We start from the raw sequence: 24,057 nt of genomic DNA, 5'->3' as shown, positions 1-24,057 counted from the left end.
AAATAACGATCCTTTCTTTTTCCGTACTTTACTACGAATAGTAAATCTAGTGCCCATAAAACTTCCCCTTTATTTTACCACGCAATGTCATATATTTCTTTGCATATTCTAGTGATTTATGCCAAAATAGTTATAAGATTCTGATTTTTATTATTGGAGGGAATTTTCATGGGAGTATACGTTCTAACAGTCTTTGAAAAAGATGGTTCTAAAGCATTAGACGAATCATTCGAGGCGGCAACTGAAAAAGAAGCGAAAGCAAAAGGTGAATCTATTTTACAAGAGAAAGGATTGTATGAAAAAACACATCGCTGCACATCTTCTGCAGGTAAGCTCGTTTTATTCCAGCGCTAAAAAAAGAAGCGTCATCCGCTTCTTTTTCACTCTACTATATCTTCGTCACACCACGTAAACGCCACATCTAGAATACGATTACCGATACGTACGCGTTTATTCCATTTTCCTGTTTGGATCTGATGTTGCAATTCCGCTTTCATCTTTTCCGTCCAGTCGTGAATCGTGTCACTACGGTCGTACGGATATACGCCTGGAAATTCTTCCTGCAGAAGATGCAAGCTCTCTGCATCAAAATGAAAATGGAAGAAGTAGTTTGCTGTAAGCGATGGTTCTTGCAATCGTAAAAAATGATCATCAACTTGCTTTCTATTTCTATAGAAAGTAAAGATATTCACTTTACCGCTCGTAATTTGGTCAATTTGAATTTCGTGCTTCTCTATAATCACGTCTTGCCCACCTCGTTATATACTACCCTTAGTATATATGTCTTTTGCAACAAAGTTAACCATTTTCGCGCGAAATTCATTTCCTTCATTATATTACCCGTACCTCCAAGTACAATCAGGACAAGTAAACAAAGTTGAAGGGGAGCGATCACATGTATTTCGGAAGCAAAGGTTGGTATGTAAAAGAACTTAAAAAATTAGGGATTCGTACTTACGAAGGTAAAAAACTAGAATCTTATCGTACACATATTTTATCTAGTTTACTTGAGAGAATGAAGAAAGCTTCGGCTTAATAGATGTAGGAAGCGACTACGGTTGCTTCCTTTTTATTTAGTAAATAAAAAGAAAATCATCATACTTTAACTTTACCGTTATACTTCCTTGATAAAAACCGCCCATTATCAACTGAATCTCTAGTACCAAATACTCTTCCAGATAATCATTTGTATATATTTTAAATTCCCCACACTTATTAACCCGTCCGCTTCCAACATACATATCACTACTTGTTATGACAATTGTTGAATGAGGTTCTGCACGGCCCAATATACAATTATCACCATATTCCACAGAATCTATCGTTATTTTTTGATGCATATTATTAACTGAACCTATACAGTTCTTATTACACAAATTAACATCTCTTTCTTCAGCCCTCGAAAGCGCTCGATTCCTGCTAGTCTTTTCTGAAGAGAAAGCAACATTCCCCAGCCAACTAAACCTATCAAATATAGTAATAGGTAGAAACATCTACGTTAACTCCCCCATTCTTCCAATACTTCCTTCTCATTTTTTATCAACTACAGTCTTTTAATGAACTTACAGCAATACGTTTTATGTCGGGATAAAAGAAAACAGCTTTGATTTTCCATTCAATTTCGCACTGTTAATTTGTACAGAACACATAGAATACTGGTTTTCACCCCAGATGTAATGACAACACTACACAAAAGAAACCACGGTCCATTAAATGTAAATCCACCTTCAAATATATTAATAATAATTATGTTGCCAATTATTAAGAGAATCCATGAAATGGAATACTGTTTTCCATTTGTAATATATAAAATTTCATCCTCATAACAGACTGTAATTCCCCCACCTTGCCAAACACCAATAGCGAAAGAAATAAGCGTAACTGCCAGTAACTCTGCTTGTAAATCCCTAGTCATTGGTTGCGGCGCCGTATAAGTAATAATCCCTATCATCATGAGAAAAGTTATAATATCTATCCAGTTTAATTTTCTTTGTTTGCTTTGCAGCCAAATAAAGAAAATTAATACAGGAATTAAAAGCAAAGTTTCCATTTAATTATTCTTCTTCCTTTCCTACATTAGAAACGTCTATAATTGTAATGCAATTAGATTATTCTTAAATCTCTCATACTTTCTGAAGCATAACATGAGAAAGAAATAAAAAAATCGTACAAAAGGGCAAGCCTATAATGTACGATTGGGCATATATAATGTTTTAAAAATGAATTAACTTCCTTTCAATAGATACAGCTACTGCTTCTGACCGTGAATTAACACCTAATTTATTGTATATATTTGTTAAATATGCTTTTACCGTTCGCTCAGCTATTCCCATATCAAATGCAATTTCTTTATTCTTATATCCGCGCGCAATAGCTTTCAGCACAAACAATTCTTTAACCGTTAAGTTATTTTCTGCAACCTTATCAGCATGTACTTCTTTCCTTTTATACTTCACTATCTTTTCCATAATATTTGGTTGTAGTAAAATCTCACCTCGAATAGCCGCTTCCAATGTTCGAAACAAATTCTCACGATCCGTATCTTTTAGCAAATATCCTTTTGCCCCTAACTCAATTCCCTTTAACATTAATTCATCTTCGTTATAAGTAGTTAATATAATAATCGGCGTATGGTTTTGTTTTTCATTCAAAGCCTCAATTGTTTCTAAACCACTCATTTTAGGCATATTCAAATCCATTAAAATGACATCAGGTTTCTTCTTTTCTATGAAAGAAAGGGCTTCTTCTCCGTTTGCAGCCTCACCTATAATTTGAAATGAATCACTCGTTTCTATTATTAATTTCAGACCTTCTCTTACAACAAAATGATCATCTACAATTAATACGTTATGCTTCATGGCTATCTCCTTCTTTATTTATAGGCACTTGAATATACACTTTCGTACCTTTCATCTTTTCACTCAATATATGTATTTCTCCCTTAATCAATCGAACACGCTCATTTAGACCAATTAAACCATAATGTCCAGGATTCTTACCGATATATCTAGTGTCAAAACCAATTCCATTATCTTCAACTTCAATAGTAAGTTTTTCAAGATCATCGATATATTCAACATTTAAATTTACATCTGCTGCCTGTGAATGTTTTGCGATATTCGTTAAACATTCACTAATTACATATAAGCAGTGCTCTTTTACTACGCTTGAAATATACGGTGGGCTTTGGATAGTAAATCTCACATGTATAGACGTAGCTTCAGAAAAACGTTGAACCTCTTCTTTTACTGCTCCATTAAATGAATTAGTAGTATGACGCAAATCATCAATAACCAACCTTGCATCATGTAAAGTTTGTCTCGCTCTTATCATAGTTTGTTTCATAATCTCTTGAGATCGTCCTGTATTCCCTTTTTGCATATGGGCATCTATTGCTTCCAATTGCATAATTAAGCTTGCTAAACCTTGCGCTAACGTATCATGTAAATCTCTTGCCATACGCTGCCTTTCATTAGCTAATGTCAATTCTTCCACTCTCATATATGCAGACTCTAACTCTTGAATATAGCTCTGTATACGATTACGTGCATCAAATTGCTGCTTATTAATATAAGAAAAAGGAATAATAATTGCTAACACTAAAAGAAACATAGAGATAAGAATAGCTAATTTATTCACACCATAATTGATACTAATTGCAGCACAAAATATTGCATACATAAGAGTAAAAACTGCCATTACTTTAAATATATTGTTATAAACATATAAGCTTTGGGCGATTAAAATAGGAGTTAATCCAACAAAAATCGCTATCGAAGCATTTGTTGCAATAAATGCAGCCAAAAACACAATGAAAAGTTGTACAAAAAAGAAGTACAACAATTGCCTATTTTTTAATGAACTCGCATACCAATGAAAAATAGTATGAATAACAATGACTATTGTAAAGAAAAAACTATCCATAGAGAAAATATTATTACGAAATTCTAAAAGCATTGAAGCTATATATACGAGTGTAACCCATAAAATAATAAACCTTCTTGGAATAAATACCACTTCCAATACATTTGTATCCAAATCTATATTTAAACTTATTTTTTTCATATCTGACCTCCACTATTACATTATACAAGATGCAACTTACATTTTGATAAAGTGAAGGCTTTTACATACAGCCCGACTCCCACAAATAGCGGGATAAGTCACTGATTCCTCTTCATCCTCATTACCAAATATAAATATGAAATATTGTATATCGAAATGCATTGATGTTTATGTAAGATTATTATTCAGCAATCCATACAATGCTACATAATTAATGTATATTTTAAAAGTTTGCACAATCAAAATCTCCTCAAAGTATAAACGACGACTTTCTGTTCCCTTTTATTTAGTGCTAATGAAATAATCATTTAAACCAAAAATGCTATAATTAACCCAATCAAACTAAGGGGGAACATTTATCTTGCACGGAAAACACATTCAATTTCATGAGTTTGGCAATCCAAAAGATGTGTTACAGGTTGAATATAAAAATATAGAACCATTAAAAGATAATGAAGTTTTAGTTCGTATGTTAGTTAGACCGATTAATCCATCTGACTTAATTCCCGTAACCGGAGCGTATGCACATAGAATCCCTTTACCTAACATTCCTGGTTATGAAGGTGTTGGTATTGTAGAAGATGTTGGCGCGGGCGTTACTAGAGACCTTATCGGTAAACGGGTTTTACCGTTACGCGGAGAAGGTACTTGGCAAGAATATGTGAAGACGCCAGCTGACTTTGTAGTGCCTATTCCTGATTCCATCGATGATTTTACAGCGGCGCAAATGTATATTAATCCCCTTACGGCGTGGGTCACATGCACAGAAACGCTAAACTTAAAACAGAATGACGTTTTATTAGTAAATGCTTGTGGATCCGCTATTGGTCATCTTTTTGCTCAGTTATCACAAATTTTAAACTTCCGATTAATTGCAGTTACGAGAAATAGTAAACATACAGAGGAATTACTTCAGCTTGGTGCCGAATATGTAATAGATACTTCCACTGCCCCGCTTTATGAAACAGTTATGGAGTTAACAAACGGGCTTGGTGCAGATGCTGCCATTGATTCTATCGGGGGACCGGATGGAAATGAATTAGCTTTCTCCTTACGTCCAAATGGGTGCTTTTTAACTATCGGCCTTCTATCAGGTATACAAGTAAACTGGTCAGAGATTATCACGAAAGCAAAAGTGCACGCGAATATATTTCATTTACGATATTGGAATAATGAAGTGTCACCATATAAATGGCAAGAAACGTTTCATCACTTAATTCGTTTAGTGGAAAATAAGCAATTATATTTTATGACGGTACATTCTACGTATGACTTAGCGGATGTGAAAAGTGCGGTTGATGTCGTACAGTCTGCTGAAAAAACGAAAGGGAAAGTGTTTTTGACGGGTTAGTAAATGCTATTGAAAGATCTATTTTGATTGATTTTTTCAAAATAGATTTTTTTATGTCTTATAAACCCTATTTTAGTATCCCCGCTTCAACTACCTAAAAAATAACATTGTCAACAGAACTTAAATTGGTTATCATAAAAGCGAATATAACAGGAGATGAGCAGATGAATATAAAAGAAAAGAAATCTTTTTCAAAAGTTTCTCGGCGGAAATTAGTCGATGAAGTGTTGGAACGTCTACAAGAGAAAATCTTTTCTGGCGAGTATGAAGTTGGCGATCGCCTCCCTACAGAGCCGCAATTAATGGAAGAGTTAGGAGTAGGACGTTCAACGCTGCGAGAAAGCATAAAGATATTAGTACATGCCGGCATATTAGAAGTTCGACAAGGACAAGGTACTCGTATTGTCTCACTAAATACAACGCAAGATTCATTTGAAAAACGACTGCAAGCAGCTAATATTAATCATGTGTATGAAGCAAGAAATATGTTAGATAAAGAAGTAGCTATGTTAGCGGCACAGCGCCGAAGTGAAGAGGATCTTTTATACTTAAAAGGACATTTGAATAAAAGAAAAAATACCCTTCAAGAAGGAAATTATGTGGCATACATAGATGCAGACATTCAGTTTCATCTAGCAATTGCAAAGGCGAGCAAAAACGAAGTTCTACTTGATTTGTATCAATCTTTCGTACCTGCCCTTCGCCACATTTTAAGCCAATTAATATTAAATACAGTGAACTATGAAGATAACTCTGAAATTCATGAAAAATTATTCCAAGCTATTTTAAAACAAAATGCCGAAGAGGCACGAACATACGCCGTTCAAAATTTGGAGCTGAAATAAGCTCCTTATATATTACACTTAAACATCAGATGATATACTCAATAACATCTGATGTTTAAGAGAGGAGAAAATGAAATTGAAACATCAAGAACGAACTTATTTGTATATACTAGCACTATTTTTTGTTTCTATTAATTTACGTATCGGAATTACATCTGTTTCACCTGTATTAGAAACAATCCGACAAGACTTAAATATAAGCAATTTTTCCGTTAGCTTTTTAACAGCTATTCCTGTTTTTTGTATGGGGACATTCGCCTTACTGACTGGGAAGGTAATTAGGAAATACGGGGCAGAAAAATCAATTATGGCTTGTCTTATTTTAATTGGCTTGGCAACATGCATGAGAGCTTTTACCTTTTCCATTTCCACATTATTCGCGAGCTCTTTATTTATCGGCATTGGAATTGCACTTGCAGGTCCGTTACTATCAGGTTTTATTAAAGAAAAATTCCCTACGAAAATCGGCTTAATGATTGGCATATATTCAGTAGGTATGGGAACTGGTGCTTCTTTAAGTGCAGGGTTAACGATTCCTTTACAACATGTATTAAAAGACGATTGGAATATGGCACTCGCTTTTTGGGGTGTACTTACTATTATCGCTATTATATTTTGGTATCCGGTTATGAAACGAAAAAAGAATACGAGTACACAAGATAAAAAGAATAATAGTTTACCTTTAAGAAATAAAAAAGCATGGTTGTTCACAATCTTTTTCGGACTACAATCAGGAATCTTTTACTCCATTACGACTTGGCTTGCGCCCGCAAATCAAAATATGGGTGTCAGTAGCGAACAAGCTGGTACTCTCATAACTGTTTTTACAGTTGTTCAAATGATATGCAGCTTTTTAATTCCAACATTAGCGGATATTTATAAAAACCGAGCACTTTGGTTATTAGGGAGTATATGCTTCGTACTCGTAGGTTTATCGCTTATGATTTACCCACTAACTACACCATGGATTCCTTCTATTTTACTAGGTATCGGACTCGGCGGCGTATTCCCACTCGCTCTCATGCTACCGCTATATGAAACAAAAACTTCAGAAGATGCGAGTGCATGGACCGCTATGATGCAGTCCGGAGGATACATTATGGGCGGAGTCATTCCTGTCCTAGCAGGAATCGCTCGTGACTATTTTGATGGTTATACGCAAATTTTTATTATAATGGCACTTTTAAACTTAATTTTGTTCATTTTAACTTTAGTCATGAACAAAAAGAAAGTAGAAGCAAAAGATCTTATAGCTTAAATAAAAAGAATGAGCTTTTTCCTAAAGGATCAAGCTCATTCTTTTTACTTCTACTACTTGAAAACAAAAAAATCCCCTTAAAGCATACGCTTCAAGGGGTGAGCCTGTTTTTTATTTAATTATATACGTACAGCTGTACCACTTACAGCAACCATTAACATTCCATCGCGAACAACTTCATAATCTACGTCAATACCAACGATAGCGTTCGCACCTTTTTGTTTTGCAAGTTCCTTCATTTCATCCATCGCGATATCACGAGCTTCTTTTAGCTTGCTTTCATAAGAACCAGCACGGCCACCGACAACATCACGAACGGAAGCGAATAAATCACGAACAATATTTGCACCCATAATAGCTTCACCATTTACAATATCAATATACTCAATAATTTCTTTACCTTGGATTCCAGACGTTGTTGTTACAATCATGACTGACACTCTCCTAATAACTTATAGTTTTTTGATTAGCTTTCTTATGTCTTTATTATGACATGAAAAAAGTAACGAATCTATTCAATTACCTTACATGAATGTGACAGTTTTGTAAGAATGAAGCGCTTTAATATCGGGATACACAAATGATTCTCTATTTTCTTTCCAGTCCTTTTCTACTTCTTTAAAGGTTGGTCGCCCTAATTCTTCATTGTTTTCATGTTTACTAAACCATTTCTTCACATACTTCTCTCCATTTTTATTTTGAACCGTACAAAGGAAACTATTACTACTATCCTTTAATATTTTTACAATCACGAAAAGACACCTCTTCCCTTTTCAATAAAGTGAAACTTTAATCAGTGGGGGTTTTGTTCATCCCCCACTGATTATTAGTTGAACCAATCGGGCTTTTACGGGCAGCCCGACCCCCACCTAACTTCTTTGCTTTCGCTGAATTTTGAGGTGGGGGTCTTACTGCCCGTTAATGCGGGATAACATGATAGAACTTGATCTGCTAATATAAGCCCTTCCTCTCTTATATTCATACGACTCCTCGGCCGCGCCAAAGTTGTAAGATCCAAAAATGATATATGAAGTACATACTATTTAAAGTAATCAGAGTTATAAGCATTATGTTTATCAAATATTTTATAGATTTCTAACTTATCATCTAATTTTGCATCTACTAAAATTAATATATTTCCATCGTAAATGTATTCTTCATATTTCTTAGCATGTTCTTCGGGAATTCCTAATCCGATAAATGCTCCTATTAAACTTCCAGCTCCTCCGCCAATACCGGCTCCTCCAATAGCTGCTGCGATAGGTCCCGCTGCTACGATTGGACCCATTCCAGAAACGGCAAGTATACCAAGACCTGTTAATAAACCACCGAGTCCGCCTGCTACTCCTCCTGCCACAAGCCCTGTCGCTGAAAAGATATCCGCTTTATGTGCCGTTTCACTATTCACTTTTTCACCCGATTTTTCTTCCAGATGTTCAATTTCCTTTTGATCCTTCGCAATAGCTGAAATGTTACCCGCCGAGTATCCTTTATCTTTTAATTCATTAATAACGAATGCCGCATCATCAATTGTTCTAAAAATACCTACTATTTTTCTATCTACATCCATAACTATTAACCTCCTAAAGTTTTATATAATGTATCTTTATCTTTCTTCATTTCTGTATACACTAACCTTCTTATTAACATAACCATTTACGAAAAAAGCGAATAGTAAAAGCATTACAAGCGAACTACTTAACAAGTAAATTAAATCAAATGTAATATCAATCATCATTTCATTCATGTATACCAGACTCCTTTTTATTTAAAGTAAAAGTATATTTTTATAGACTAGAAATCTTACAATTCATCTTCAGTCAATCTCTTTGTAGTATATGTATACCCTTCGTAACCCTTTCTAAACGTAAAAAACTATAATTATATTTTTTCTTATTTATATGTTTAACATTTTTTAAAACGGGTATGTTTATATTGTTATGCTTACTATACAGAAAGGAATATTTCGATGAATGCAATCCAATCTACTACTATTCTTTATAATGAAACACCTACAATAAAGCAGATTCATCATTTTTATGCTTTAATGACAACATTTCAAACTAATTTATTTATAAGTAAACACGGAACACTTACTTCTATTAAAAGCTTAAGCACATTAATATCCTTTTTCCTTACTGTAAAAAAGAGAGAGCTTGTATTATTTATCTTTGAAGGAATAGATGCAAAAAAAGCTTTAAGAACACTCTTTCCTTCTTAAAAGTTTTATTATCCCCCTATTCCCTCGATCGTTACTTTTCATATATGTTTTTATATTTCAAAATGATTTCCTCTATTCAAAACGGGACCCCCTAATACAATAGGGGGATTTCTAGTTTGGCCTTATGAAAACTGATATAATATATATTACGTTTTTCATCCTTTACAATAGAAAACTTTGAATAACCTTGAAGGTAGGAATTTTTAATGAAATCGAAAGCAAAATTTAGTATTCGCTACAAAATTATGACTGGTTATTTAGTTATGATTTTGTTCTTACTTATTTCTTTCATTATGTTAAACAATGAGATTTCCAATTTACAAAAATCTCGTAATTTTATTATTGATCACGATTTTAAAGTTCTTAATTTAACGAATCAAGTGGAGAAAGAATTGCTAACAATTGAAAATAAAGCGAAAGGATTTATTACTTCTAATGATGCAAATTACGTGCAATCCCTTAACACTGCGGAAAAGGATTACGAAAAACATTATCAAGATCTTTTGGCTCTATTAGAGGATAACCCCTCTCAGCAAGAAAAATTAAAACAGATTAACGAAAATATTAATAGTTGGATTAATAAAGAGATTCATCCATTAATTACAAATCATAATAGTAATAACATACAAGCAATCGACACGACTCAAATTCAGTCATTACAATCGCAGCTAACTAACTTCCGTGGTGTAGAGGAGCAACTAACGAAAAAAAGAGCTGCACAATTAGATACTGAAAATAATAAATTAGAGATTTGGTTATACAGTTTATTGTTCTTACTTTCTTGTATTTCTATTATCATTTCACTCTATATTTCGAATTCCATTACAAAAACGATTAAAAACGTAATTCAAGCTATTAAATCCATTTCTTCTAAAGAAAAAATTACTGAAAGAATTCATGTAAACACGCGAGATGAAATAAAAGAGCTTGCTCATACAACGAACCACCTACTAGACGAAATATCTAAAAGAGAGTGGTTACAAACCGAGCTTGCAGAATTAATTTTAATGTATCAAGGTATACCTTCTATTGAGATGTTAGGTAAAAAAATTCTTAGTGGAGTTATACAAAAAACGCAAACCTCTTGCGGTGCATTCTATGTACGTGAAGAAATTGAAGAAACTGTCTACTATGTAAAGAAAGCTTCTTTCGCTGATCAAGGTGCTGATATTGGAAAACAATCCATTAAAATGGGTGAAGGTTTAATTGGGCAATGTGCTTTAGAAAAACAAAGCTTTATTCTTCGAGAAATACCAGAAGAATTTCGTTATGTCACTAGCGGCTTATTAGAAATACGCCCTCAAAACCTACTAGTCGTCCCTATCTTATTTGAAGATGAAGTGATCGCAGTAATGGAGTTAGTAAGTGTAACTGAGATTTCAGACTTACATCAAGATTTAATTCAACAAACCGTTGATAACCTAGGTCTAACGATCCATAGTATTATGGGACGTATGCGAATTCAAACTCTTTTACATGAATCACAAGCAATGACAGAAGAGTTGCAAGTTCAATCAGAAGAATTGCAAACGCAAGCTGAAGAACTACAAATGCAAGCTGAAGAATTAAGAACAACGAATGAACAACTAGAGTCTAGAACGGAAGAGGCCGAGCAAAAGACAGCTGACTTACAAATTACTAAATCAGAATTAGAGGAAAAAGCAAGTGAGTTATTACGTAGCTCAAAATACAAATCAGAATTTCTAGCAAATATGTCACACGAATTACGCACACCGTTAAATAGTATTTTACTATTATCAGAAATGTTAAAAGAAAATCATGATAATCATTTATCCGATGATGAAATTGAATTAGCAACCGTTATTCATTCATCAGGGAAAGATTTACTTACTTTAATTAATGACATACTAGATTTATCTAAAGTAGAAGCCGGAAAACTAGATGTTATTTTTGAAGCAACGAACATAAGTGACATGGCAGCAAGTATGCATCAAAAGTTTTTACATATAGCTGCACAAAAAAATGTCGAATTTACTATTGAAGACAGTGATGCTATTCCTGATCTGTTTTATACAGATGCAAAACGGATTGAACAAATTATAAAAAACTTATTATCCAATGCATTTAAATTCACGGAAAAAGGATCCGTCTCTTTACATTTCGATTCGATAGAAACAACTAATTTAAGTCATGATATGCAGTCTATAAGTAATGATTGGATGACAATTTCAGTAAAAGATACTGGTATTGGTATTGCAAAAGAACAGCATCAACTCATTTTCGAAGCCTTTCAACAGGCAGATGGCGCAACGATTCGAAAATATGGTGGTACAGGCTTAGGATTATCGATTTGTAAAGAGTTTGCTAGATTGTTAGGTGGTTGGATTACGTTAGAGAGTCATGTAGGAGAAGGCAGTACTTTCACTGTATATATTCCTAACCTTCCAAATGGATTAACTGATATACAAGTATCCAATTTAGAAGTTGCAGCAACGATAGATGACATTATTCCTGTTGAAGTTGTTGAGGAAACTATAGTTACTCCAGAAACAAATAACGTCTTCCAAGAGAAAACTATTTTAATTGTCGATGATGATCACCGAAATATATTTGCATTACAAAATGCATTAGAAAAACAACATGCCAACATTATTACTGCACAAAACGGCATAGAGTGTTTAGAAATACTAAAAAGCAATACAAATATTGACCTTATCTTAATGGATATTATGATGCCAAATATGGACGGTTATGAAACGATGGAACATATCCGAATGAATTTAGGGTTACATGAAATACCTATTATCGCATTAACTGCGAAAGCAATGCCAAATGATAAAGAAAAATGTTTATCTGCTGGCGCTTCAGATTATATAAGTAAACCATTAAATTTACATCAACTCTATTCGGTAATGAGTGTATGGTTAATAAAATAAGTGAGGTTTAGTTTAAGTGGAAAATAAGTATTATAATTTTGATCCATCCGTAGATATGGATAAGCGTACGAACTTAGAAATTGAATTACTATTGGAAGCGGTATTTAAACTGTCAGGATTTGATTTTCGCCAATATGCTCGCACATCTATTTATAGAAGAATTTGTAATCGAATGCAGCTCTCTAATATCCCAACCATTTCAAAATTAATTGAAAAAGTAATTCATGAGGAAGGTTTTTTAGAACAGTTATTAAATGATTTCTCCATTAATGTAACTGAAATGTTCCGTAACCCTACTTTTTTTAAAGCGTTAAGAGAGCATGTTATTCCTGAATTAAAAAAGTATCCTGAAATTAGAATTTGGCATGCTGGATGCGCAACTGGTGAAGAAGTGTTATCAATGTCCATCTTACTTCACGAAGAAGGATTAAGTGAAAAAGCTGTTATTTACGCAACAGATATGAATACAAATGTGTTAGAAAAAGCAAAACAAGGCATCCTTCCGTTAAATAAAATGCAAACTTATACGAAAAACTATTTACAAGCTGGCGGTACACAAGCATTTTCTAACTATTATTCAACAGATAATCGTTTTGCTTATTTTAATCCACCCCTGTTACAAAACATTATTTTTGCGCAACATAATTTAGTAACCGATCAATCTTTTAACGAATTTCATATTATACTTTGCCGTAACGTTTTAATTTACTTTACGAGTAAACTTCAAAACCAAGTACAGCAACTATTTTATGAAAGCTTAGGTCACAATGGATTCCTATGTTTAGGAAATAAAGAAACTCTTCGTTTTTCAGGTATAATGCCGCATTATATCCAATTTAACCCTAACGAACAAATCTATCAAAAAATACAATAAAAAGCGTATGAAATCCTCTGTTTGGATTTCATACGCTTTTTATTTCGCATTCGTTTGTATCATAATTAGGCACATATCATCTGATTGTGTTTTCTTCTGTTCTTCCTTATAAAACCCTTCTATCTCTTCTTCTAAATCTCCCCATTTTCTTTCTGTAAAAGTACGTAATTTCTCTTCAGACTCAAATTCATCATTTGCAATTGATTCAAGAACACCATCTGTAAACAATAATATTTGAGCGTTTTTCTCAAAAGGTATGACTGTCTTCTCAACTTTTATTTCATCAAAAAATCCTACCGCACAACTCCCGCGATTTAGTTCCACTACATTCTCTTCATCAACTAAAACGTATCCAGAAGGATGTCCTGCATTTACATATTCAATTGTTCTCTTTTCTGTATTCACTACTAAGTATATTGCTGTAAAATAATATGGAATATTGTCATTCTCATTATGTAAAAGAGTCATATATTTATTTAAGTCTTTAATGACAAGTTCTGGATCGATTAAACATTTAATCGTTTCACGTAATACAGACGAAATAAACATACAAACTAATGAAGCAGATACACCATGTCCCATCACATCTAATAATATAATACCGTAGCGGTTTTCATCGATTTTATACCAATAATACATATCTCCAGCTAGTTTGAATGAAGGTAAGTAACTTGCTTCAATTTTTATATGATCTTCTCTTAATGGGCTACTTAATAAGTTTCTTTGTACTTGTGTAGCTAAATCTAATTCATTACGAAGATTTTCCTCTTGTTCTTTATGCCAATTCAATTCCGATTTCAAGCGTAATGCCACACGCATACGAGCTAACAATTCAACTTTATTTATAGGTTTCGTAATATAATCCATTGCGCCTATATCAAGCGCTTCAGCTAATTTATTCGCATCTTCTAAAGCTGTTACAAAAATAATAGGAATATCTTTAAACTTCTCCTCGTTTTGTAATCGCCTACAAACTTCAAGTCCATCAATCTCAGGCATCATAATATCTAATAGTATTAAATCAATTTCATTATGCCTGGAAGAATCTTTTCCAAAATGGATGTATTCGAAAAGCTCTTGTGCAGAATTAAGCGATACAAGATCCTGATATCCGGCTTGTTTTAAAATTTTTTCAATTACAAAGATGTTAACCGGATTATCATCGACAATTAAAATGGACACAAGTTATTTCCCCTTTTCTTATTTAAAATGTAAATCTATTATCATTTTCTATTTTTCTAGTATTGCATACTCAGTTATAAAATGAAAATTTCCTACTCAAACATATTTACACAGCAAAAGAACAAACCCCCTAGAAATGAGAGTTTGTTCTTTCACTCTATAAATTTCCACTTTTAATTTAACACCATTGCTTTGTCATTTAAAAGGCGATCTAATTCTTCCATATGATTTGTTTCATCTGCAATCATATCTTCTAACTTTACAACTAACTCTGTCATATTTAATTTCGCTGCCTGTTCTTTTCTCGTTTCATAACGCTTAATTGTTTCATATTCTGATTGTCTAGCTGCTTCTAACATTTCTCTAACATCTTCTACTTGTTTCACTGGTAAAGGGATTGTAGTAGGTGTACCACCTAGCGTCTTAATTTTCTCCGCTAAATATAGGGCATGTCCTTGTTCATCACTAATTTCAGATTCAAAGAAAGGTTTTAACACTTGTCTATATATACCAGAAACTGTAGCTGCATTATGGTTATACATAATAATTGCCGAGTATTCTCCTGCTAAATCTTCATTCAATCCTTCGATTAGTTCTTTCACATCGTGTGACATTTTAATATCTCCTCCTATACTTAATAACTACCCCTTTTCTCATGTTTTAAACATAATTTTTTAAAATTTTTATGTATCTAAAAACGCCGCTTGCTTCAATTTACTTATCGCTTGTCTTTTAATACGAGAAACGTGCATTTGTGAAATACCTAACCGTTCCCCTGTATCCTTTTGATTTAAATTTTCTCCAAATATATAATGAATGACACTCTTTTCCGTATCATTTAATACGTTAAAAATATCCTTTAAAACGAGACGTCTTTCTGTCTCTTCATATCCTTGCTCTACTTCACCTACAGATTCAATTCTCGCTACCGAACTTCCATCAGATGAATTTTCAACTACATCATCTAAGGAAGATACTTGATAATTATTTTTAGCATCCATAATTTCTAGAACTTCCTCTTCGGATAGTCCTAAATGATTCGCAATCTCTATAATCTTCGGTGAACGTTGTAGGTGATCTGTTAGCTCCTCTATCGCAAGTTTAATTTTCCCGCCTAAATCTTTAATTCGCCTTGGAACATGAACGCCCCAAGTTTTATCACGTAAATACTTCTTTATTTCCCCTACTATCGTAGGTATTGCAAACGGTTCAAAAGCATTCCCTATCGAATAATCATACCTTCTTATTGCGCCTAAGAGCCCTAACATCCCTACTTGTATAATATCCTCATGCATCGGCCCACCTTTTGAATAGCGGTATGCAATGGAATGTACGAGGTTTTTATAGTGATCAACCAACCTTTCCTGCGCTTCATCACATTGGTTTTGTTGGAATTCTGCAATTAGTTTAATAACGTCTTCTTTAGTAAGATTTGTAGGTTGAGATTGGATTTCCATCATTCTCCACCTGCTCTCTTTGTATATATTTTGTCATTAAAACTGTCATGCCCTCATCATGCATAATTTGTATATCATCCATTAACGTATTTATTAAATATAAACCTAAACCATTTTCCGGCAAATGTTCTACTGGTTTATTAATATCATACGGACCAACTTTCCTTTTTAAAGTGCTAAAATCAAAGCTAACTCCATTATCCGCAACCATAATTTCTAATCGATCTTCATATAGACCAAAGACAATTGTAATTTCTCCAATGTCTTCCTTATACGCATGTTGTACAATGTTTGTACATGCTTCACTAATAGCAATTTTCATATCTTCTATATCGTCATAAGCAAAGCCCATTCGATTCGCAACACCAGCCATTGTTAAACGAATAATAGCCACATATTCTGCTTTTGCAGGAATTTTCATTTCTATCTTTTCAAATTTCTCCATCATCCCTAGTCACCTTCTTTCTACTTTTTCAATATCTGAATTCAAATTTAATATTTCTGTTAGTCCTGTAATATCAAATAATCTTTTTAGTCTTTTAGATACACCAATAAACTCTAGTTTTCCATCATTTTTCTTAATTGCTTTTAATAGAGCTATAAAAACGCCTAAACCTGTACTATCCATATACTCTACCTCAGTAAAATCTACTACAATATGAACCTCTTTTTCGCTTGCAATAGGCATAATCTTATTTTTTAAATCTGATGCCGTATACGCATCAATCTCACCATTAAGTTGTACCGTATAACCTAAATCATTTTGCAAAATATTTATTGCCAAATTCATCATTTCCGCCCCCTTATCTCAAACTACTACTATGTAATTACCCATAAAAATTAGTTTTAAACATATTTTTTCATTTTAATTGTAAATAAATTTTCTACACCTTTCTCAGCTTAACACTAAAAAAAATACTACCAAATGTTTAAACCTTATAAATTTGTGTATGTATAATGTATAAACATTATTTTTAGGGGGATCTATCTATGGAAGAGCACAGCTTTAAAAAGGGAGATTTTGTTCAATTTTCTTATCGACACGATCATGCTACAAAATTAATTGGTTCCATTATTAACATACTAACGAATACAATTGTAGTTGATATAGGTAATAGCGAGGACTTATCTCATATAGAACCAAGGCAGGTCGTAAGAATAAATAATTGTAAAAAAGTAACGATAGCTTAATATGTAATCTCAATCAGTGGGGCCATCCTCACTGATTCCTATGTAAAATACATTAAAAAAGCATCCAAATTATTTTAATTGGATGCTTTTTTATGTATTTTTATCAGTTTATTAACTTTATAGCTACATATAATAAACTTAAGATTACTATTCATTATCATACTTACGCTTTCCGTAGCATTCTAGAAAAGAATGTAACGATTAAAATAAAGACGATTGCACCTAATAAAGCTGGAAGAATAAAGATGCCTCCCCATTCAGGGCCCCAGTGACCAAATAACGCACTACCTACCCAAGATCCGATTAATCCGGCAATAACATTACCAACTATACCTAAAGGAAAGTCTTTTCCCGTAATCATTCCAGCTAACGCACCAATAAGTCCACCTACAATACACGTAATAATAAGTCCCACAATTAGACCTCCTATATATTTTTATAATGGATTTATCAAGCTTTGGCGTTTAACCAAAGCTTGATAAACATGTATTATTCTTTGTTATCCAATCCATCACTTATCTTTTGTTTCACTTTTCCGACTTCTTCTTTTACAGTTCCCTTCGTCTTCTCCCACTTCCCTTCATTTTTCAACTCTCTATCTTCTGTAACTTCACCAATTCCTTCTTTTACTTGTCCCTTTTTCTTTTCAACTTTACCAGTAATTTGTTCTTTTAGCCCGCTCTCACTCATATTTCCAATCTCCTTTTCGTAATAGATTTGTAGATTTAAAGAGTATGAATTTAAATAGAATACGTGCATCTTCTTTCTTGTAACCATTCACCGACTCTTTCTAAATCCTTAACGAATAACAAGATTTTCCCTTCATCCAGTTTTTCTTCATAAAAGTTAGCTTCTTCCTCATTAAGTCCTAATTCTTGCATCTTATTTCTTAACTGATCTCCTGTTTTTTGAAAAACATTAATAATACTTGTCCCAAGTCCCTCTTCTTTTATTCCAATTGTATTCACGTCTACATTGTCTGCGATTCTATCTGTCCTTTCTTTCTCATGTGTTAATACGTAAATATCTTTTTGGTCTATTCCTTTCTTCACTAGATCATTCGCTGCATTCATGACCTCTTTCTCCGTAATAAATTCATATACAAAAGGTTTACTATACTTCGTTTCCATCTTTAACTTCCTCCTCTAAAATGAATTATTTGTTATATTATATGTAATACACCCATTTTCGAAATGTTAAACATAAAATATGAAAAAAATTATGTGAATTTTGATTTTGATAGAGAATGAACCGCATATTTTTCATATATACGCTTCATATTATTCATACGAACATCATTAAAACTAGTAAACATGTCTCCCTATGATTTACAAAATTATCTCCTTACAATAACTACCTAAAATAACAGAAAATTATTATAATTAAACATAAGGAGGGATACTATGAAAAAAATCATATTTATATGCGCTCTAAGTGTTCTATCTTTCACTTTAATAGGTTGTACAAGCACTTCTACTACAAACAATACTCCAACAACTAAGCAAGAAAATACGAAAAATGCCATTCAATTAAACTCTGCAGACATTACCAACATTGAGATGTTCAGAACAACAAGTAATACTAGTTCCAAATCTCAAACAGATAACGAGGAAATGATACAATCAATCGCTTCAGCAGTCCAAAAAGGAACACCGAAAACAATCACACTAGATCAAAAAAAGAGGGCATCTGCGCATTCTACTATAACCGTTACATATAAAGATGACTCAAAAGAAGAGTTTCTTGTGTGGGTTGATAATAAGGAACAAATTACGATTGCTAAAGATGAGAAGAAAGATAAAGTTGAAGGTGTGACGGTGAATATTAAAGGCGCTAAGATAATGAAGGATTTTTTTAAAAATGATAAAACGTAAAAGGATCCCCATCAACTTAAGGATTCAAAATCAGCACAAAATTTTGTTCAGAAACACTATAAAATGCCAGCCTAATAGGTCTGTGGCGAGACCGTATATTATTAAACTTAAAATGTTTCAAATCGAAGGAAGACACCTTATAAGGTGTCTTTTCTTTATTTTCAAAAGGACCTGCTCAATTCATGCTTAAAAACATAAAGTAAAGTGAACCCGTTAAAATACATGAGTGACCCCTTGTTTTATCCTCTTATCTAAAGGAGGAACTATTATGGGCTTTGGTGGTAGTTGTGGTAGTTGCGGCGGCGGCGGCTTCGCTGGAGGATTTGCTTTATTAGTTGTATTATTTATTTTATTAATCATAGTTGGAGCTAGCTGCTTCTGCTAAAAAACTATCGGAAAAGACACTCTTATATGGGTGTCTTTTCTTCACGAAAAAATCCCCGTGCTAAACAAAAGATAAAATAAGCTGCCCATATGGACAGCTTATTTACATAATTATCGTTCTCGGAAGTAAAGTTTTAAAAGTAATTTATCCATAGTGATATTAAAATTACTACTAACAGGGGGAGCACCACACACCCATCAAGCTAAGAAAAGCAACTATCCAAAAAAAAAAAATGAACTGAATTCTCATAGACAACTAACTGTGGAGAGATAAAATTTTTGTTTTTGGGGTACTCAAAATATTAACTTGATGGGCATGTGGAGGTACCCCTTATAGATATCCTTGTCCCTTTAATTCGTTGAACCTTGGATCGTCAATTAGAAAATCATAGTTTCCAGGAACTGTTCCTAATACTCCCATTGGAGGTTGATTTATTAATCCCGTATTCTTAAAGATGTATAACGCATTTGTTATAGCTTGTTCACTATGTCCATAATCTTCACCTTCAAAAATTAAGTTCATTTCTACAGCATTACGATTTTCGAATATTTGTTTGCAAAGAAAATCTTTTAAATCCTTATCCATTGCTATTAATTCGTTTAACATTATTTTCTCCCCTTTCCATAAGTTAAATATAACATTTTTTGGCATAAAGAAAAGACACCCTAAGGTGTCTTCCTCCGACTTGAACCACTTTAATTTTAAAACTAAAGAATCTGCGTTAGTTCTGAATTCAAAACTCGTTGTGCAGTAATAATAACATTACCAGGTGCTATTCCGTAGACACTGTATAAACCACCGTTTTGATTAGGAACAATTTCAACTTCATATTGAAGTGCTTGTCCCAAAGTAGAGTGAACTAAACTTAGATTTATAAATTCAGAAGCATTAGCAGCCACATTAAAGTTTATCTGTTCGATTAATGTTCTTGTACCGTCAAGTCTAAAAGATCTAACTACCCCAGTAAGTGGACCTGCAGTACGATTGAGAATTTTAACCCTAGCTCTAGTTGCATTAGTAGGTTGATTTCCTACGTTTTCAATTGGACCAGTAGAGAAAGGCATATTAAATTCACCTCCCACTAAATTAAAGGATTAATAACCTATAGATTATAGTTTCATAGTATGCAATACTTTATTAAAATGATCTAAATCAATTAACCAATTTGTTTTAAAAATAAAAATGAAGTTTACATAACCTTATGCTTTTTAATGATGAATGAGAAGGTCCTTTAAGAAATAAAGAAAAGACACCCTAAGGTGCCTTCCTCCGACTTGAACCATCTTAATTTTAATAATATGTATTGGACTTCCATCCAAATATTATTTTACCATATTAAGTAATGTTGGTCATTGAAAAATATGAATCGAATCTATTGTTTTACTTTTAAGCTCTTTTCGTATTCTTTAGCTTCATCAACATTTTTAAATGTTTTTAAATCGAATATCTTTTCTCCATCAATACATACAACTAATACTCCATCTTGAGCTTGAAGAACACTACCTACATTACCTTTTCCGAGTGAAATACTGAAGGGATTCTCTACATTTAATGATTTCTTTTTAGCAAGATAATCTTTAAATGGCATACCAATGGATAGTTCGTCTTTTAAGCCTTTAATAGTGTTACCAGAAGTAGTTGTTGGTTGTTCCTTTTTTGTAGCCTCTTCTTGCTGTTTGCGTTGCTTTTCAGCCGTCTCTTGTTCTGCTTTCTCCTTTTTCACAGTCCCTTTTTCTTCAGCTTTCTTCGCTTTCTCAGCTTCCTTTTGTGCTTCTTGCTCAGCTTTAGATTCTTTGGAAGTACTTGCTGTCTCGTTAGATGAACATGCTGCTAATCCCATAAATAAAGTGAAACAAGTAAGTGTTGTTAATAGTTTTTTGTTCATAGTATGTATCCCCCAGCGTTTAAAATGTAAGATTTACCTGAACTATCATAACAAATATAATCACAACTATTTTGTCATATTATGTCGAAATGAAATAAAAAAAGACACCCTAAGGTGCCTTCCTGCGACTTGAACCATCATATAGTAATATGGTATTGGATGCCAATCCAAATATTATTTTACCACGTTAAGTAATTTCGATTATTGAGAAATAAAAAAAGCACTCTTTCGAGTGCCTATTTTAAGCAGATACAGCAGCTTTATCTTTACGGAAGATACCCATTAACCCGCCAATTAATAATAATACTCCTGGTAATAAGTAAACGATAGAGATACAGATAAATCCGCCAATAGCAGCAACTGTCATCATGATACCGCCAATTTTAGCGTTCTTCTTAACTACTACGCAGCCAACGATTCCTAAGATAGATAGAGCAACAGCTCCCCATCCTAAACCAATGATGCTGTCTGCACCTTCAGCTTCAAACGCAGCTCCCATACCACCGATCATTAAAGCGATAAACGCACAAATAATACCAAAAATACCACCAATAAGTCCTAATACAAATTCAGTTGTTCTTTTCATTTTAATTTCTCCTTATTTAGCTACTTCGAATTCGAATTTCACAGATTTTTCATCAAATGTAAATGTAGGTTTGAATGTACCTGTGAATTTATCGCCTTCTGGTACATCGTACAACATTTTGTTTGTGATTTGATTACCTGGTGCAATATTTTCAGTCACAAAAGTGTTTTCTCCGCCAAAGTACTCTTTGAATTGGTTACCCTCTGCATCAGCGATTTTTAATTCAGAAGTTCCGAAAAATATATCTTTCTTTCCATTATTTTTAGCATTGAACGCGATTTCTAGAACTTTTCCTTTTTCAGGCTTGATGTATTCGTTAGGTTCAACGAATTTAGCTGAACTGAAAGTTAGTTGTAGACCATTAACTTCTACCGTATCCCCGATTTTATAAACTTTGTTTTCAGTAGATGCTTTTTTGTCCTTTTTTTCCTCTTGTTTAGGGGCATCAGTTTTACTTACTTCCTTTACTTCTGTTTCACCACAAGCAGCTAAACTAAAAGTAAGTGCTCCAGCTAATGCAATTGTACCCATTTTTTTATACATTATGTTTCCTCCAGTTATGTAAAATGTAAGATTTCCGAACTTATCGTATCAAACAATCAATCATATTATTGTCATATTTTGTCGAATGAAAATAAAAAAAAGAGAGCCGTGTTTTTTTGCATATTATCAATCTTCATTTTAAATATTCAGACTTTTTATAAATTATCAATCTTTATTTTAAAGCCACAGAAATACAATAACCACCTATCAAATTTACTGGATAGGTGGTTATTAAAGTTATTTAAAAATCGTTTTTCTGCTTTCATCGTACAATATTTCAGGAATAATAAATTTATTTGATTTTGAAAGAGAATCATTCATAATAGCTCTCTTTCTCTTCCCAATCTAACCTTAGCTTGATAGCGATGGGGGAGCACCAACAAAACGCGAATTTCGTACGCTAAGAGATCATCGGTTTCTTACTGTTTAGTTGTTTCTAGTGGTTGTAGAGAGTCTACTGGTGCACTTTCTCTTTTGCTAAATCGGTATCCTCCTAGAAAGTTAATGTGTTCCCACCTTACTGGAGAACTATGTTTTAATAATTCTTCATCAAATTGTTCTTTTTTCTTCAAAGCTTTTATTGCTTCACTTAAATAAATAATATTCCACATACTAATTGCATTAATTAAGAGGTTTAGTGCACTACTTCTTTGAAGTTGATCTTGTAGCACTCTTTCTCGTAATTCACTATGTTTTTCAAAGAAAATAGCGAAAGGCAAGACGATGAATACATTTACAAAGTGACAAAACTGTAAGAATGCACGAATGTTTGTAAGAAAGTTCGATGTTTTCCTTTTTCATTTTTTATTATAGTGAAAAAGAAGAACGAAATATTCTCTTATGTAGGAAAGGAAGATAATAATGATTGATCTATTAAATAAATGGATGTTAGAAAGTACAGGCAATTTCAATATCGTTGTAGGACTTACAGCACTTCTATTTTTGGGTTCAGTAATTGCACTTATTATTATTTACAAAAAAATTGGTAAACCAGATGAAAGAACAAATGCTATTTATTTAAAAATTACTTCTCGTATGTTTACTACTCAAATTCTAATGAATGCTATATTTATTTCTTTAGTTGGTAAAGATATTGAGAATTTCCGTCAAATCTTTATATTATTTGAAGCTTTTGTATTCTTTATTGGAGCTATTTATTCGTTTAAATTATATAGACAGGAATACAAATAATCCACTTATAAGTACACTTGCAAATATATTTACAAGTGTACTTATAAGTGGAGATAACAGGATTCTTGCTATGTACAGTAAAGTGAATTTTTCAAATCAGGGGTACTGTAAAGTGACAAAAAAGTTGTTTAATTTAAAATAAAGTCGCTTAAAAAATAATAAAGTTGTTTCTGTAGTGCTTAAAGAAATCAAAGTATTATTTTAATGAACTACATGCTACTGAATTAAGTCTATAATTTATAGTTGTAAGAT

34 protein-coding genes and 1 pseudogene are annotated in these 24,057 nt (G+C 32.9%); 12 read left to right on the top strand and 23 right to left on the bottom strand.

Features of this window, described 5'->3' with window-relative positions; genetic code table 11:
- Positions 1 to 168 precede the first annotated feature (168 nt).
- Complete coding sequence (locus tag ABH960_RS21005) at positions 169 to 354, top strand: YhzD family protein (protein ID WP_000539551.1); 186 nt, start codon at positions 169 to 171, stop codon at positions 352 to 354.
- Between the two features lie 26 nt (positions 355 to 380).
- Here ABH960_RS21005 and ABH960_RS21000 read toward each other — a convergent pair whose 3' ends face one another.
- Complete coding sequence (locus tag ABH960_RS21000) at positions 381 to 743, bottom strand: hypothetical protein (protein ID WP_002011092.1); 363 nt, start codon at positions 741 to 743, stop codon at positions 381 to 383.
- A gap of 152 nt (positions 744 to 895) precedes the next feature.
- Between ABH960_RS21000 and ABH960_RS20995 the strand changes: the two genes are divergently transcribed.
- Positions 896 to 1,036, top strand: coding sequence for a YflJ family protein (locus ABH960_RS20995; RefSeq protein WP_000273535.1), 141 nt, complete (start codon positions 896 to 898; stop codon positions 1,034 to 1,036).
- 37 nt (positions 1,037 to 1,073) lie between these two features.
- Here the strand turns inward: ABH960_RS20995 and ABH960_RS20990 are convergent, their stop codons facing one another.
- The 4 genes from ABH960_RS20990 to ABH960_RS20975 form a co-directional block, all read right to left on the bottom strand.
- A complete protein-coding gene (locus tag ABH960_RS20990; RefSeq protein ID WP_404448160.1) occupies positions 1,074 to 1,493 on the bottom strand; it encodes a hypothetical protein in 420 nt (139 codons plus the stop codon).
- A gap of 122 nt (positions 1,494 to 1,615) precedes the next feature.
- Positions 1,616 to 2,050 carry a hypothetical protein gene (locus ABH960_RS20985; protein WP_002064089.1) on the bottom strand — a complete coding sequence of 145 codons (435 nt, stop codon included), beginning with the start codon at positions 2,048 to 2,050 and terminating at the stop codon, positions 1,616 to 1,618.
- A gap of 163 nt (positions 2,051 to 2,213) precedes the next feature.
- Positions 2,214 to 2,858 (bottom strand): response regulator, encoded by a 645-nt coding sequence (locus ABH960_RS20980; RefSeq protein ID WP_002087211.1) that lies wholly within the window; start codon positions 2,856 to 2,858, stop codon positions 2,214 to 2,216.
- Positions 2,848 to 4,065 (bottom strand): sensor histidine kinase, encoded by a 1,218-nt coding sequence (locus ABH960_RS20975; protein WP_404448155.1) that lies wholly within the window; start codon positions 4,063 to 4,065, stop codon positions 2,848 to 2,850. Before ABH960_RS20975 ends, ABH960_RS20980 begins: the two co-directional genes overlap by 11 nt.
- A 361-nt stretch (positions 4,066 to 4,426) precedes the next feature.
- Between ABH960_RS20975 and ABH960_RS20970 the strand changes: the two genes are divergently transcribed.
- The 3 genes from ABH960_RS20970 to ABH960_RS20960 all read left to right on the top strand — a co-directional run bounded on the left by ABH960_RS20970 (position 4,427) and on the right by ABH960_RS20960 (position 7,519).
- Positions 4,427 to 5,416 carry a zinc-dependent alcohol dehydrogenase family protein gene (locus ABH960_RS20970; RefSeq protein WP_404448152.1) on the top strand — a complete coding sequence of 330 codons (990 nt, stop codon included), beginning with the start codon at positions 4,427 to 4,429 and terminating at the stop codon, positions 5,414 to 5,416.
- Positions 5,417 to 5,580: 164 nt separating this feature from the next.
- Positions 5,581 to 6,261 (top strand): FadR/GntR family transcriptional regulator, encoded by a 681-nt coding sequence (locus ABH960_RS20965; RefSeq protein ID WP_404448149.1) that lies wholly within the window; start codon positions 5,581 to 5,583, stop codon positions 6,259 to 6,261.
- Positions 6,262 to 6,331: 70 nt separating this feature from the next.
- Positions 6,332 to 7,519: an MFS transporter gene (locus ABH960_RS20960; RefSeq protein ID WP_404448145.1), complete on the top strand. Its 1,188-nt coding sequence runs from the start codon at positions 6,332 to 6,334 to the stop codon at positions 7,517 to 7,519.
- Positions 7,520 to 7,638: 119 nt separating this feature from the next.
- Here the strand turns inward: ABH960_RS20960 and ABH960_RS20955 are convergent, their stop codons facing one another.
- The 4 genes from ABH960_RS20955 to ABH960_RS20940 all read right to left on the bottom strand — a co-directional run bounded on the left by ABH960_RS20955 (position 7,639) and on the right by ABH960_RS20940 (position 9,266).
- Positions 7,639 to 7,950 carry a YbjQ family protein gene (locus ABH960_RS20955; protein WP_000637510.1) on the bottom strand — a complete coding sequence of 104 codons (312 nt, stop codon included), beginning with the start codon at positions 7,948 to 7,950 and terminating at the stop codon, positions 7,639 to 7,641.
- A gap of 93 nt (positions 7,951 to 8,043) precedes the next feature.
- Positions 8,044 to 8,271, bottom strand: a complete 228-nt coding sequence (locus tag ABH960_RS20950) for a DUF4028 family protein (RefSeq protein ID WP_078178460.1) — start codon at positions 8,269 to 8,271, stop codon at positions 8,044 to 8,046.
- A gap of 287 nt (positions 8,272 to 8,558) precedes the next feature.
- Entirely contained in the window at positions 8,559 to 9,089 is a 531-nt protein-coding gene (locus ABH960_RS20945; protein ID WP_340850911.1) for a general stress protein, read from the bottom strand.
- Positions 9,090 to 9,125: 36 nt separating this feature from the next.
- Entirely contained in the window at positions 9,126 to 9,266 is a 141-nt protein-coding gene (locus ABH960_RS20940) for a hypothetical protein (protein ID WP_002011076.1), read from the bottom strand.
- A 222-nt stretch (positions 9,267 to 9,488) separates the two neighbouring features.
- On the opposite strand from ABH960_RS20940, the gene ABH960_RS20935 reads away from it, so the two are divergent.
- The 3 genes from ABH960_RS20935 to ABH960_RS20925 all read left to right on the top strand — a co-directional run bounded on the left by ABH960_RS20935 (position 9,489) and on the right by ABH960_RS20925 (position 13,511).
- Entirely contained in the window at positions 9,489 to 9,740 is a 252-nt protein-coding gene (locus ABH960_RS20935; RefSeq protein ID WP_002168986.1) for a hypothetical protein, read from the top strand.
- A 206-nt stretch (positions 9,741 to 9,946) separates the two neighbouring features.
- Positions 9,947 to 12,637 (top strand): ATP-binding protein, encoded by a 2,691-nt coding sequence (locus ABH960_RS20930; protein WP_404448139.1) that lies wholly within the window; start codon positions 9,947 to 9,949, stop codon positions 12,635 to 12,637.
- A 16-nt stretch (positions 12,638 to 12,653) separates the two neighbouring features.
- Entirely contained in the window at positions 12,654 to 13,511 is an 858-nt protein-coding gene (locus tag ABH960_RS20925; protein WP_404448136.1) for a CheR family methyltransferase, read from the top strand.
- Between the two features lie 39 nt (positions 13,512 to 13,550).
- Here ABH960_RS20925 and ABH960_RS20920 read toward each other — a convergent pair whose 3' ends face one another.
- The 5 genes from ABH960_RS20920 to ABH960_RS20900 all read right to left on the bottom strand — a co-directional run bounded on the left by ABH960_RS20920 (position 13,551) and on the right by ABH960_RS20900 (position 16,943).
- Positions 13,551 to 14,693 (bottom strand): SpoIIE family protein phosphatase, encoded by a 1,143-nt coding sequence (locus tag ABH960_RS20920; protein ID WP_404448133.1) that lies wholly within the window; start codon positions 14,691 to 14,693, stop codon positions 13,551 to 13,553.
- A gap of 173 nt (positions 14,694 to 14,866) precedes the next feature.
- The gene (locus ABH960_RS20915; RefSeq protein ID WP_002011070.1) at positions 14,867 to 15,307 is read right to left on the bottom strand and encodes a ferritin-like domain-containing protein; all 441 of its coding nucleotides are present in this window, start codon (positions 15,305 to 15,307) and stop codon (positions 14,867 to 14,869) included.
- A gap of 69 nt (positions 15,308 to 15,376) precedes the next feature.
- Positions 15,377 to 16,153, bottom strand: coding sequence for an RNA polymerase sigma factor SigB (gene sigB, locus ABH960_RS20910; RefSeq protein ID WP_404448130.1), 777 nt, complete (start codon positions 16,151 to 16,153; stop codon positions 15,377 to 15,379).
- Positions 16,116 to 16,598: an anti-sigma B factor RsbW gene (gene rsbW, locus ABH960_RS20905; RefSeq protein ID WP_088047893.1), complete on the bottom strand. Its 483-nt coding sequence runs from the start codon at positions 16,596 to 16,598 to the stop codon at positions 16,116 to 16,118. Before rsbW ends, sigB begins: the two co-directional genes overlap by 38 nt.
- 6 nt (positions 16,599 to 16,604) lie before the next feature.
- On the bottom strand, positions 16,605 to 16,943 hold the full coding sequence (locus ABH960_RS20900; RefSeq protein WP_144613273.1) for an STAS domain-containing protein: 339 nt from the start codon (positions 16,941 to 16,943) through the stop codon (positions 16,605 to 16,607).
- A 197-nt stretch (positions 16,944 to 17,140) separates the two neighbouring features.
- Between ABH960_RS20900 and ABH960_RS20895 the strand changes: the two genes are divergently transcribed.
- Positions 17,141 to 17,341 (top strand): methyltransferase, encoded by a 201-nt coding sequence (locus ABH960_RS20895; protein ID WP_002140674.1) that lies wholly within the window; start codon positions 17,141 to 17,143, stop codon positions 17,339 to 17,341.
- A gap of 163 nt (positions 17,342 to 17,504) precedes the next feature.
- Here ABH960_RS20895 and ABH960_RS20890 read toward each other — a convergent pair whose 3' ends face one another.
- From ABH960_RS20890 to ABH960_RS20880, 3 genes are all read right to left on the bottom strand, one after another.
- Complete coding sequence (locus tag ABH960_RS20890; protein WP_000522902.1) at positions 17,505 to 17,756, bottom strand: GlsB/YeaQ/YmgE family stress response membrane protein; 252 nt, start codon at positions 17,754 to 17,756, stop codon at positions 17,505 to 17,507.
- 74 nt (positions 17,757 to 17,830) lie between these two features.
- On the bottom strand, positions 17,831 to 18,031 hold the full coding sequence (locus ABH960_RS20885; RefSeq protein WP_404448123.1) for a CsbD family protein: 201 nt from the start codon (positions 18,029 to 18,031) through the stop codon (positions 17,831 to 17,833).
- Positions 18,032 to 18,081: 50 nt separating this feature from the next.
- A complete protein-coding gene (locus ABH960_RS20880) occupies positions 18,082 to 18,471 on the bottom strand; it encodes a YflT domain-containing protein (protein WP_242311198.1) in 390 nt (129 codons plus the stop codon).
- A gap of 273 nt (positions 18,472 to 18,744) precedes the next feature.
- Here ABH960_RS20880 and ABH960_RS20875 point away from each other — a divergent pair, with 273 nt between their 5' ends.
- Positions 18,745 to 19,215, top strand: a complete 471-nt coding sequence (locus ABH960_RS20875) for a hypothetical protein (protein ID WP_404448120.1) — start codon at positions 18,745 to 18,747, stop codon at positions 19,213 to 19,215.
- A gap of 268 nt (positions 19,216 to 19,483) precedes the next feature.
- Positions 19,484 to 19,600, top strand: coding sequence for a YjcZ family sporulation protein (locus tag ABH960_RS20870; protein ID WP_002069235.1), 117 nt, complete (start codon positions 19,484 to 19,486; stop codon positions 19,598 to 19,600).
- Positions 19,601 to 19,930: 330 nt separating this feature from the next.
- Here ABH960_RS20870 and ABH960_RS20865 read toward each other — a convergent pair whose 3' ends face one another.
- From ABH960_RS20865 to ABH960_RS20840, 6 genes and pseudogenes are all read right to left on the bottom strand, one after another.
- Positions 19,931 to 20,206 carry a hypothetical protein gene (locus ABH960_RS20865; RefSeq protein WP_107887138.1) on the bottom strand — a complete coding sequence of 92 codons (276 nt, stop codon included), beginning with the start codon at positions 20,204 to 20,206 and terminating at the stop codon, positions 19,931 to 19,933.
- A 101-nt stretch (positions 20,207 to 20,307) separates the two neighbouring features.
- On the bottom strand, positions 20,308 to 20,664 hold the full coding sequence (locus ABH960_RS20860) for a hypothetical protein (protein ID WP_033728813.1): 357 nt from the start codon (positions 20,662 to 20,664) through the stop codon (positions 20,308 to 20,310).
- Positions 20,665 to 20,972: 308 nt separating this feature from the next.
- Positions 20,973 to 21,485 carry a hypothetical protein gene (locus ABH960_RS20855; RefSeq protein ID WP_001035636.1) on the bottom strand — a complete coding sequence of 171 codons (513 nt, stop codon included), beginning with the start codon at positions 21,483 to 21,485 and terminating at the stop codon, positions 20,973 to 20,975.
- Between the two features lie 241 nt (positions 21,486 to 21,726).
- Entirely contained in the window at positions 21,727 to 22,071 is a 345-nt protein-coding gene (locus ABH960_RS20850; protein ID WP_107888460.1) for a DUF4064 domain-containing protein, read from the bottom strand.
- A gap of 12 nt (positions 22,072 to 22,083) precedes the next feature.
- Entirely contained in the window at positions 22,084 to 22,614 is a 531-nt protein-coding gene (locus tag ABH960_RS20845; RefSeq protein WP_107888461.1) for a DUF4352 domain-containing protein, read from the bottom strand.
- Between the two features lie 419 nt (positions 22,615 to 23,033).
- Positions 23,034 to 23,324: pseudogene (locus tag ABH960_RS20840) on the bottom strand (Tn3 family transposase); the annotation flags it as partial.
- Between the two features lie 151 nt (positions 23,325 to 23,475).
- On the opposite strand from ABH960_RS20840, the gene ABH960_RS20835 reads away from it, so the two are divergent.
- Positions 23,476 to 23,805 carry a hypothetical protein gene (locus ABH960_RS20835; protein WP_016083241.1) on the top strand — a complete coding sequence of 110 codons (330 nt, stop codon included), beginning with the start codon at positions 23,476 to 23,478 and terminating at the stop codon, positions 23,803 to 23,805.
- Positions 23,806 to 24,057 lie beyond the last annotated feature (252 nt).

It is taken from the genome of Bacillus sp. RC252, assembly GCF_044909215.1.
Taxonomy (GTDB): Bacteria; Bacillota; Bacilli; order Bacillales; family Bacillaceae_G; genus Bacillus_A; species Bacillus_A mycoides.
Note: the sequence above shows the minus strand (reverse complement) of the source record. Positions and strands in the feature narration are given on the sequence as shown.

Bases quoted from the DNA above. Each gene is read 5' to 3' on its own strand.
- ABH960_RS21005 (WP_000539551.1), top strand. From the start codon at position 169: ATGGGAGTATACGTTCTAACAGTCTTTGAAAAAGATGGTTCTAAAGCA.
- ABH960_RS20995 (WP_000273535.1), top strand. From the start codon at position 896: ATGTATTTCGGAAGCAAAGGTTGGTATGTAAAAGAACTTAAAAAATTA.
- ABH960_RS20990 (WP_404448160.1), bottom strand. From the start codon at position 1,493: ATGTTTCTACCTATTACTATATTTGATAGGTTTAGTTGGCTGGGGAAT.
- ABH960_RS20985 (WP_002064089.1), bottom strand. From the start codon at position 2,050: ATGGAAACTTTGCTTTTAATTCCTGTATTAATTTTCTTTATTTGGCTG.
- ABH960_RS20980 (WP_002087211.1), bottom strand. From the start codon at position 2,858: ATGAAGCATAACGTATTAATTGTAGATGATCATTTTGTTGTAAGAGAA.
- ABH960_RS20975 (WP_404448155.1), bottom strand. From the start codon at position 4,065: ATGAAAAAAATAAGTTTAAATATAGATTTGGATACAAATGTATTGGAA.
- ABH960_RS20965 (WP_404448149.1), top strand. From the start codon at position 5,581: ATGAATATAAAAGAAAAGAAATCTTTTTCAAAAGTTTCTCGGCGGAAA.
- ABH960_RS20960 (WP_404448145.1), top strand. From the start codon at position 6,332: ATGAAATTGAAACATCAAGAACGAACTTATTTGTATATACTAGCACTA.
- ABH960_RS20955 (WP_000637510.1), bottom strand. From the start codon at position 7,950: ATGATTGTAACAACAACGTCTGGAATCCAAGGTAAAGAAATTATTGAG.
- ABH960_RS20945 (WP_340850911.1), bottom strand. From the start codon at position 9,089: ATGGATGTAGATAGAAAAATAGTAGGTATTTTTAGAACAATTGATGAT.
- ABH960_RS20940 (WP_002011076.1), bottom strand. From the start codon at position 9,266: ATGAATGAAATGATGATTGATATTACATTTGATTTAATTTACTTGTTA.
- ABH960_RS20935 (WP_002168986.1), top strand. From the start codon at position 9,489: ATGAATGCAATCCAATCTACTACTATTCTTTATAATGAAACACCTACA.
- ABH960_RS20930 (WP_404448139.1), top strand. From the start codon at position 9,947: ATGAAATCGAAAGCAAAATTTAGTATTCGCTACAAAATTATGACTGGT.
- ABH960_RS20915 (WP_002011070.1), bottom strand. From the start codon at position 15,307: ATGTCACACGATGTGAAAGAACTAATCGAAGGATTGAATGAAGATTTA.
- sigB (WP_404448130.1), bottom strand. From the start codon at position 16,153: ATGATGGAAATCCAATCTCAACCTACAAATCTTACTAAAGAAGACGTT.
- rsbW (WP_088047893.1), bottom strand. From the start codon at position 16,598: ATGATGGAGAAATTTGAAAAGATAGAAATGAAAATTCCTGCAAAAGCA.
- ABH960_RS20900 (WP_144613273.1), bottom strand. From the start codon at position 16,943: ATGATGAATTTGGCAATAAATATTTTGCAAAATGATTTAGGTTATACG.
- ABH960_RS20895 (WP_002140674.1), top strand. From the start codon at position 17,141: ATGGAAGAGCACAGCTTTAAAAAGGGAGATTTTGTTCAATTTTCTTAT.
- ABH960_RS20885 (WP_404448123.1), bottom strand. From the start codon at position 18,031: ATGAGTGAGAGCGGGCTAAAAGAACAAATTACTGGTAAAGTTGAAAAG.
- ABH960_RS20880 (WP_242311198.1), bottom strand. From the start codon at position 18,471: ATGGAAACGAAGTATAGTAAACCTTTTGTATATGAATTTATTACGGAG.
- ABH960_RS20875 (WP_404448120.1), top strand. From the start codon at position 18,745: ATGAAAAAAATCATATTTATATGCGCTCTAAGTGTTCTATCTTTCACT.
- ABH960_RS20870 (WP_002069235.1), top strand. From the start codon at position 19,484: ATGGGCTTTGGTGGTAGTTGTGGTAGTTGCGGCGGCGGCGGCTTCGCT.
- ABH960_RS20865 (WP_107887138.1), bottom strand. From the start codon at position 20,206: ATGTTAAACGAATTAATAGCAATGGATAAGGATTTAAAAGATTTTCTT.
- ABH960_RS20860 (WP_033728813.1), bottom strand. From the start codon at position 20,664: ATGCCTTTCTCTACTGGTCCAATTGAAAACGTAGGAAATCAACCTACT.
- ABH960_RS20855 (WP_001035636.1), bottom strand. From the start codon at position 21,485: ATGAACAAAAAACTATTAACAACACTTACTTGTTTCACTTTATTTATG.
- ABH960_RS20850 (WP_107888460.1), bottom strand. From the start codon at position 22,071: ATGAAAAGAACAACTGAATTTGTATTAGGACTTATTGGTGGTATTTTT.
- ABH960_RS20845 (WP_107888461.1), bottom strand. From the start codon at position 22,614: ATGTATAAAAAAATGGGTACAATTGCATTAGCTGGAGCACTTACTTTT.
- ABH960_RS20835 (WP_016083241.1), top strand. From the start codon at position 23,476: ATGATTGATCTATTAAATAAATGGATGTTAGAAAGTACAGGCAATTTC.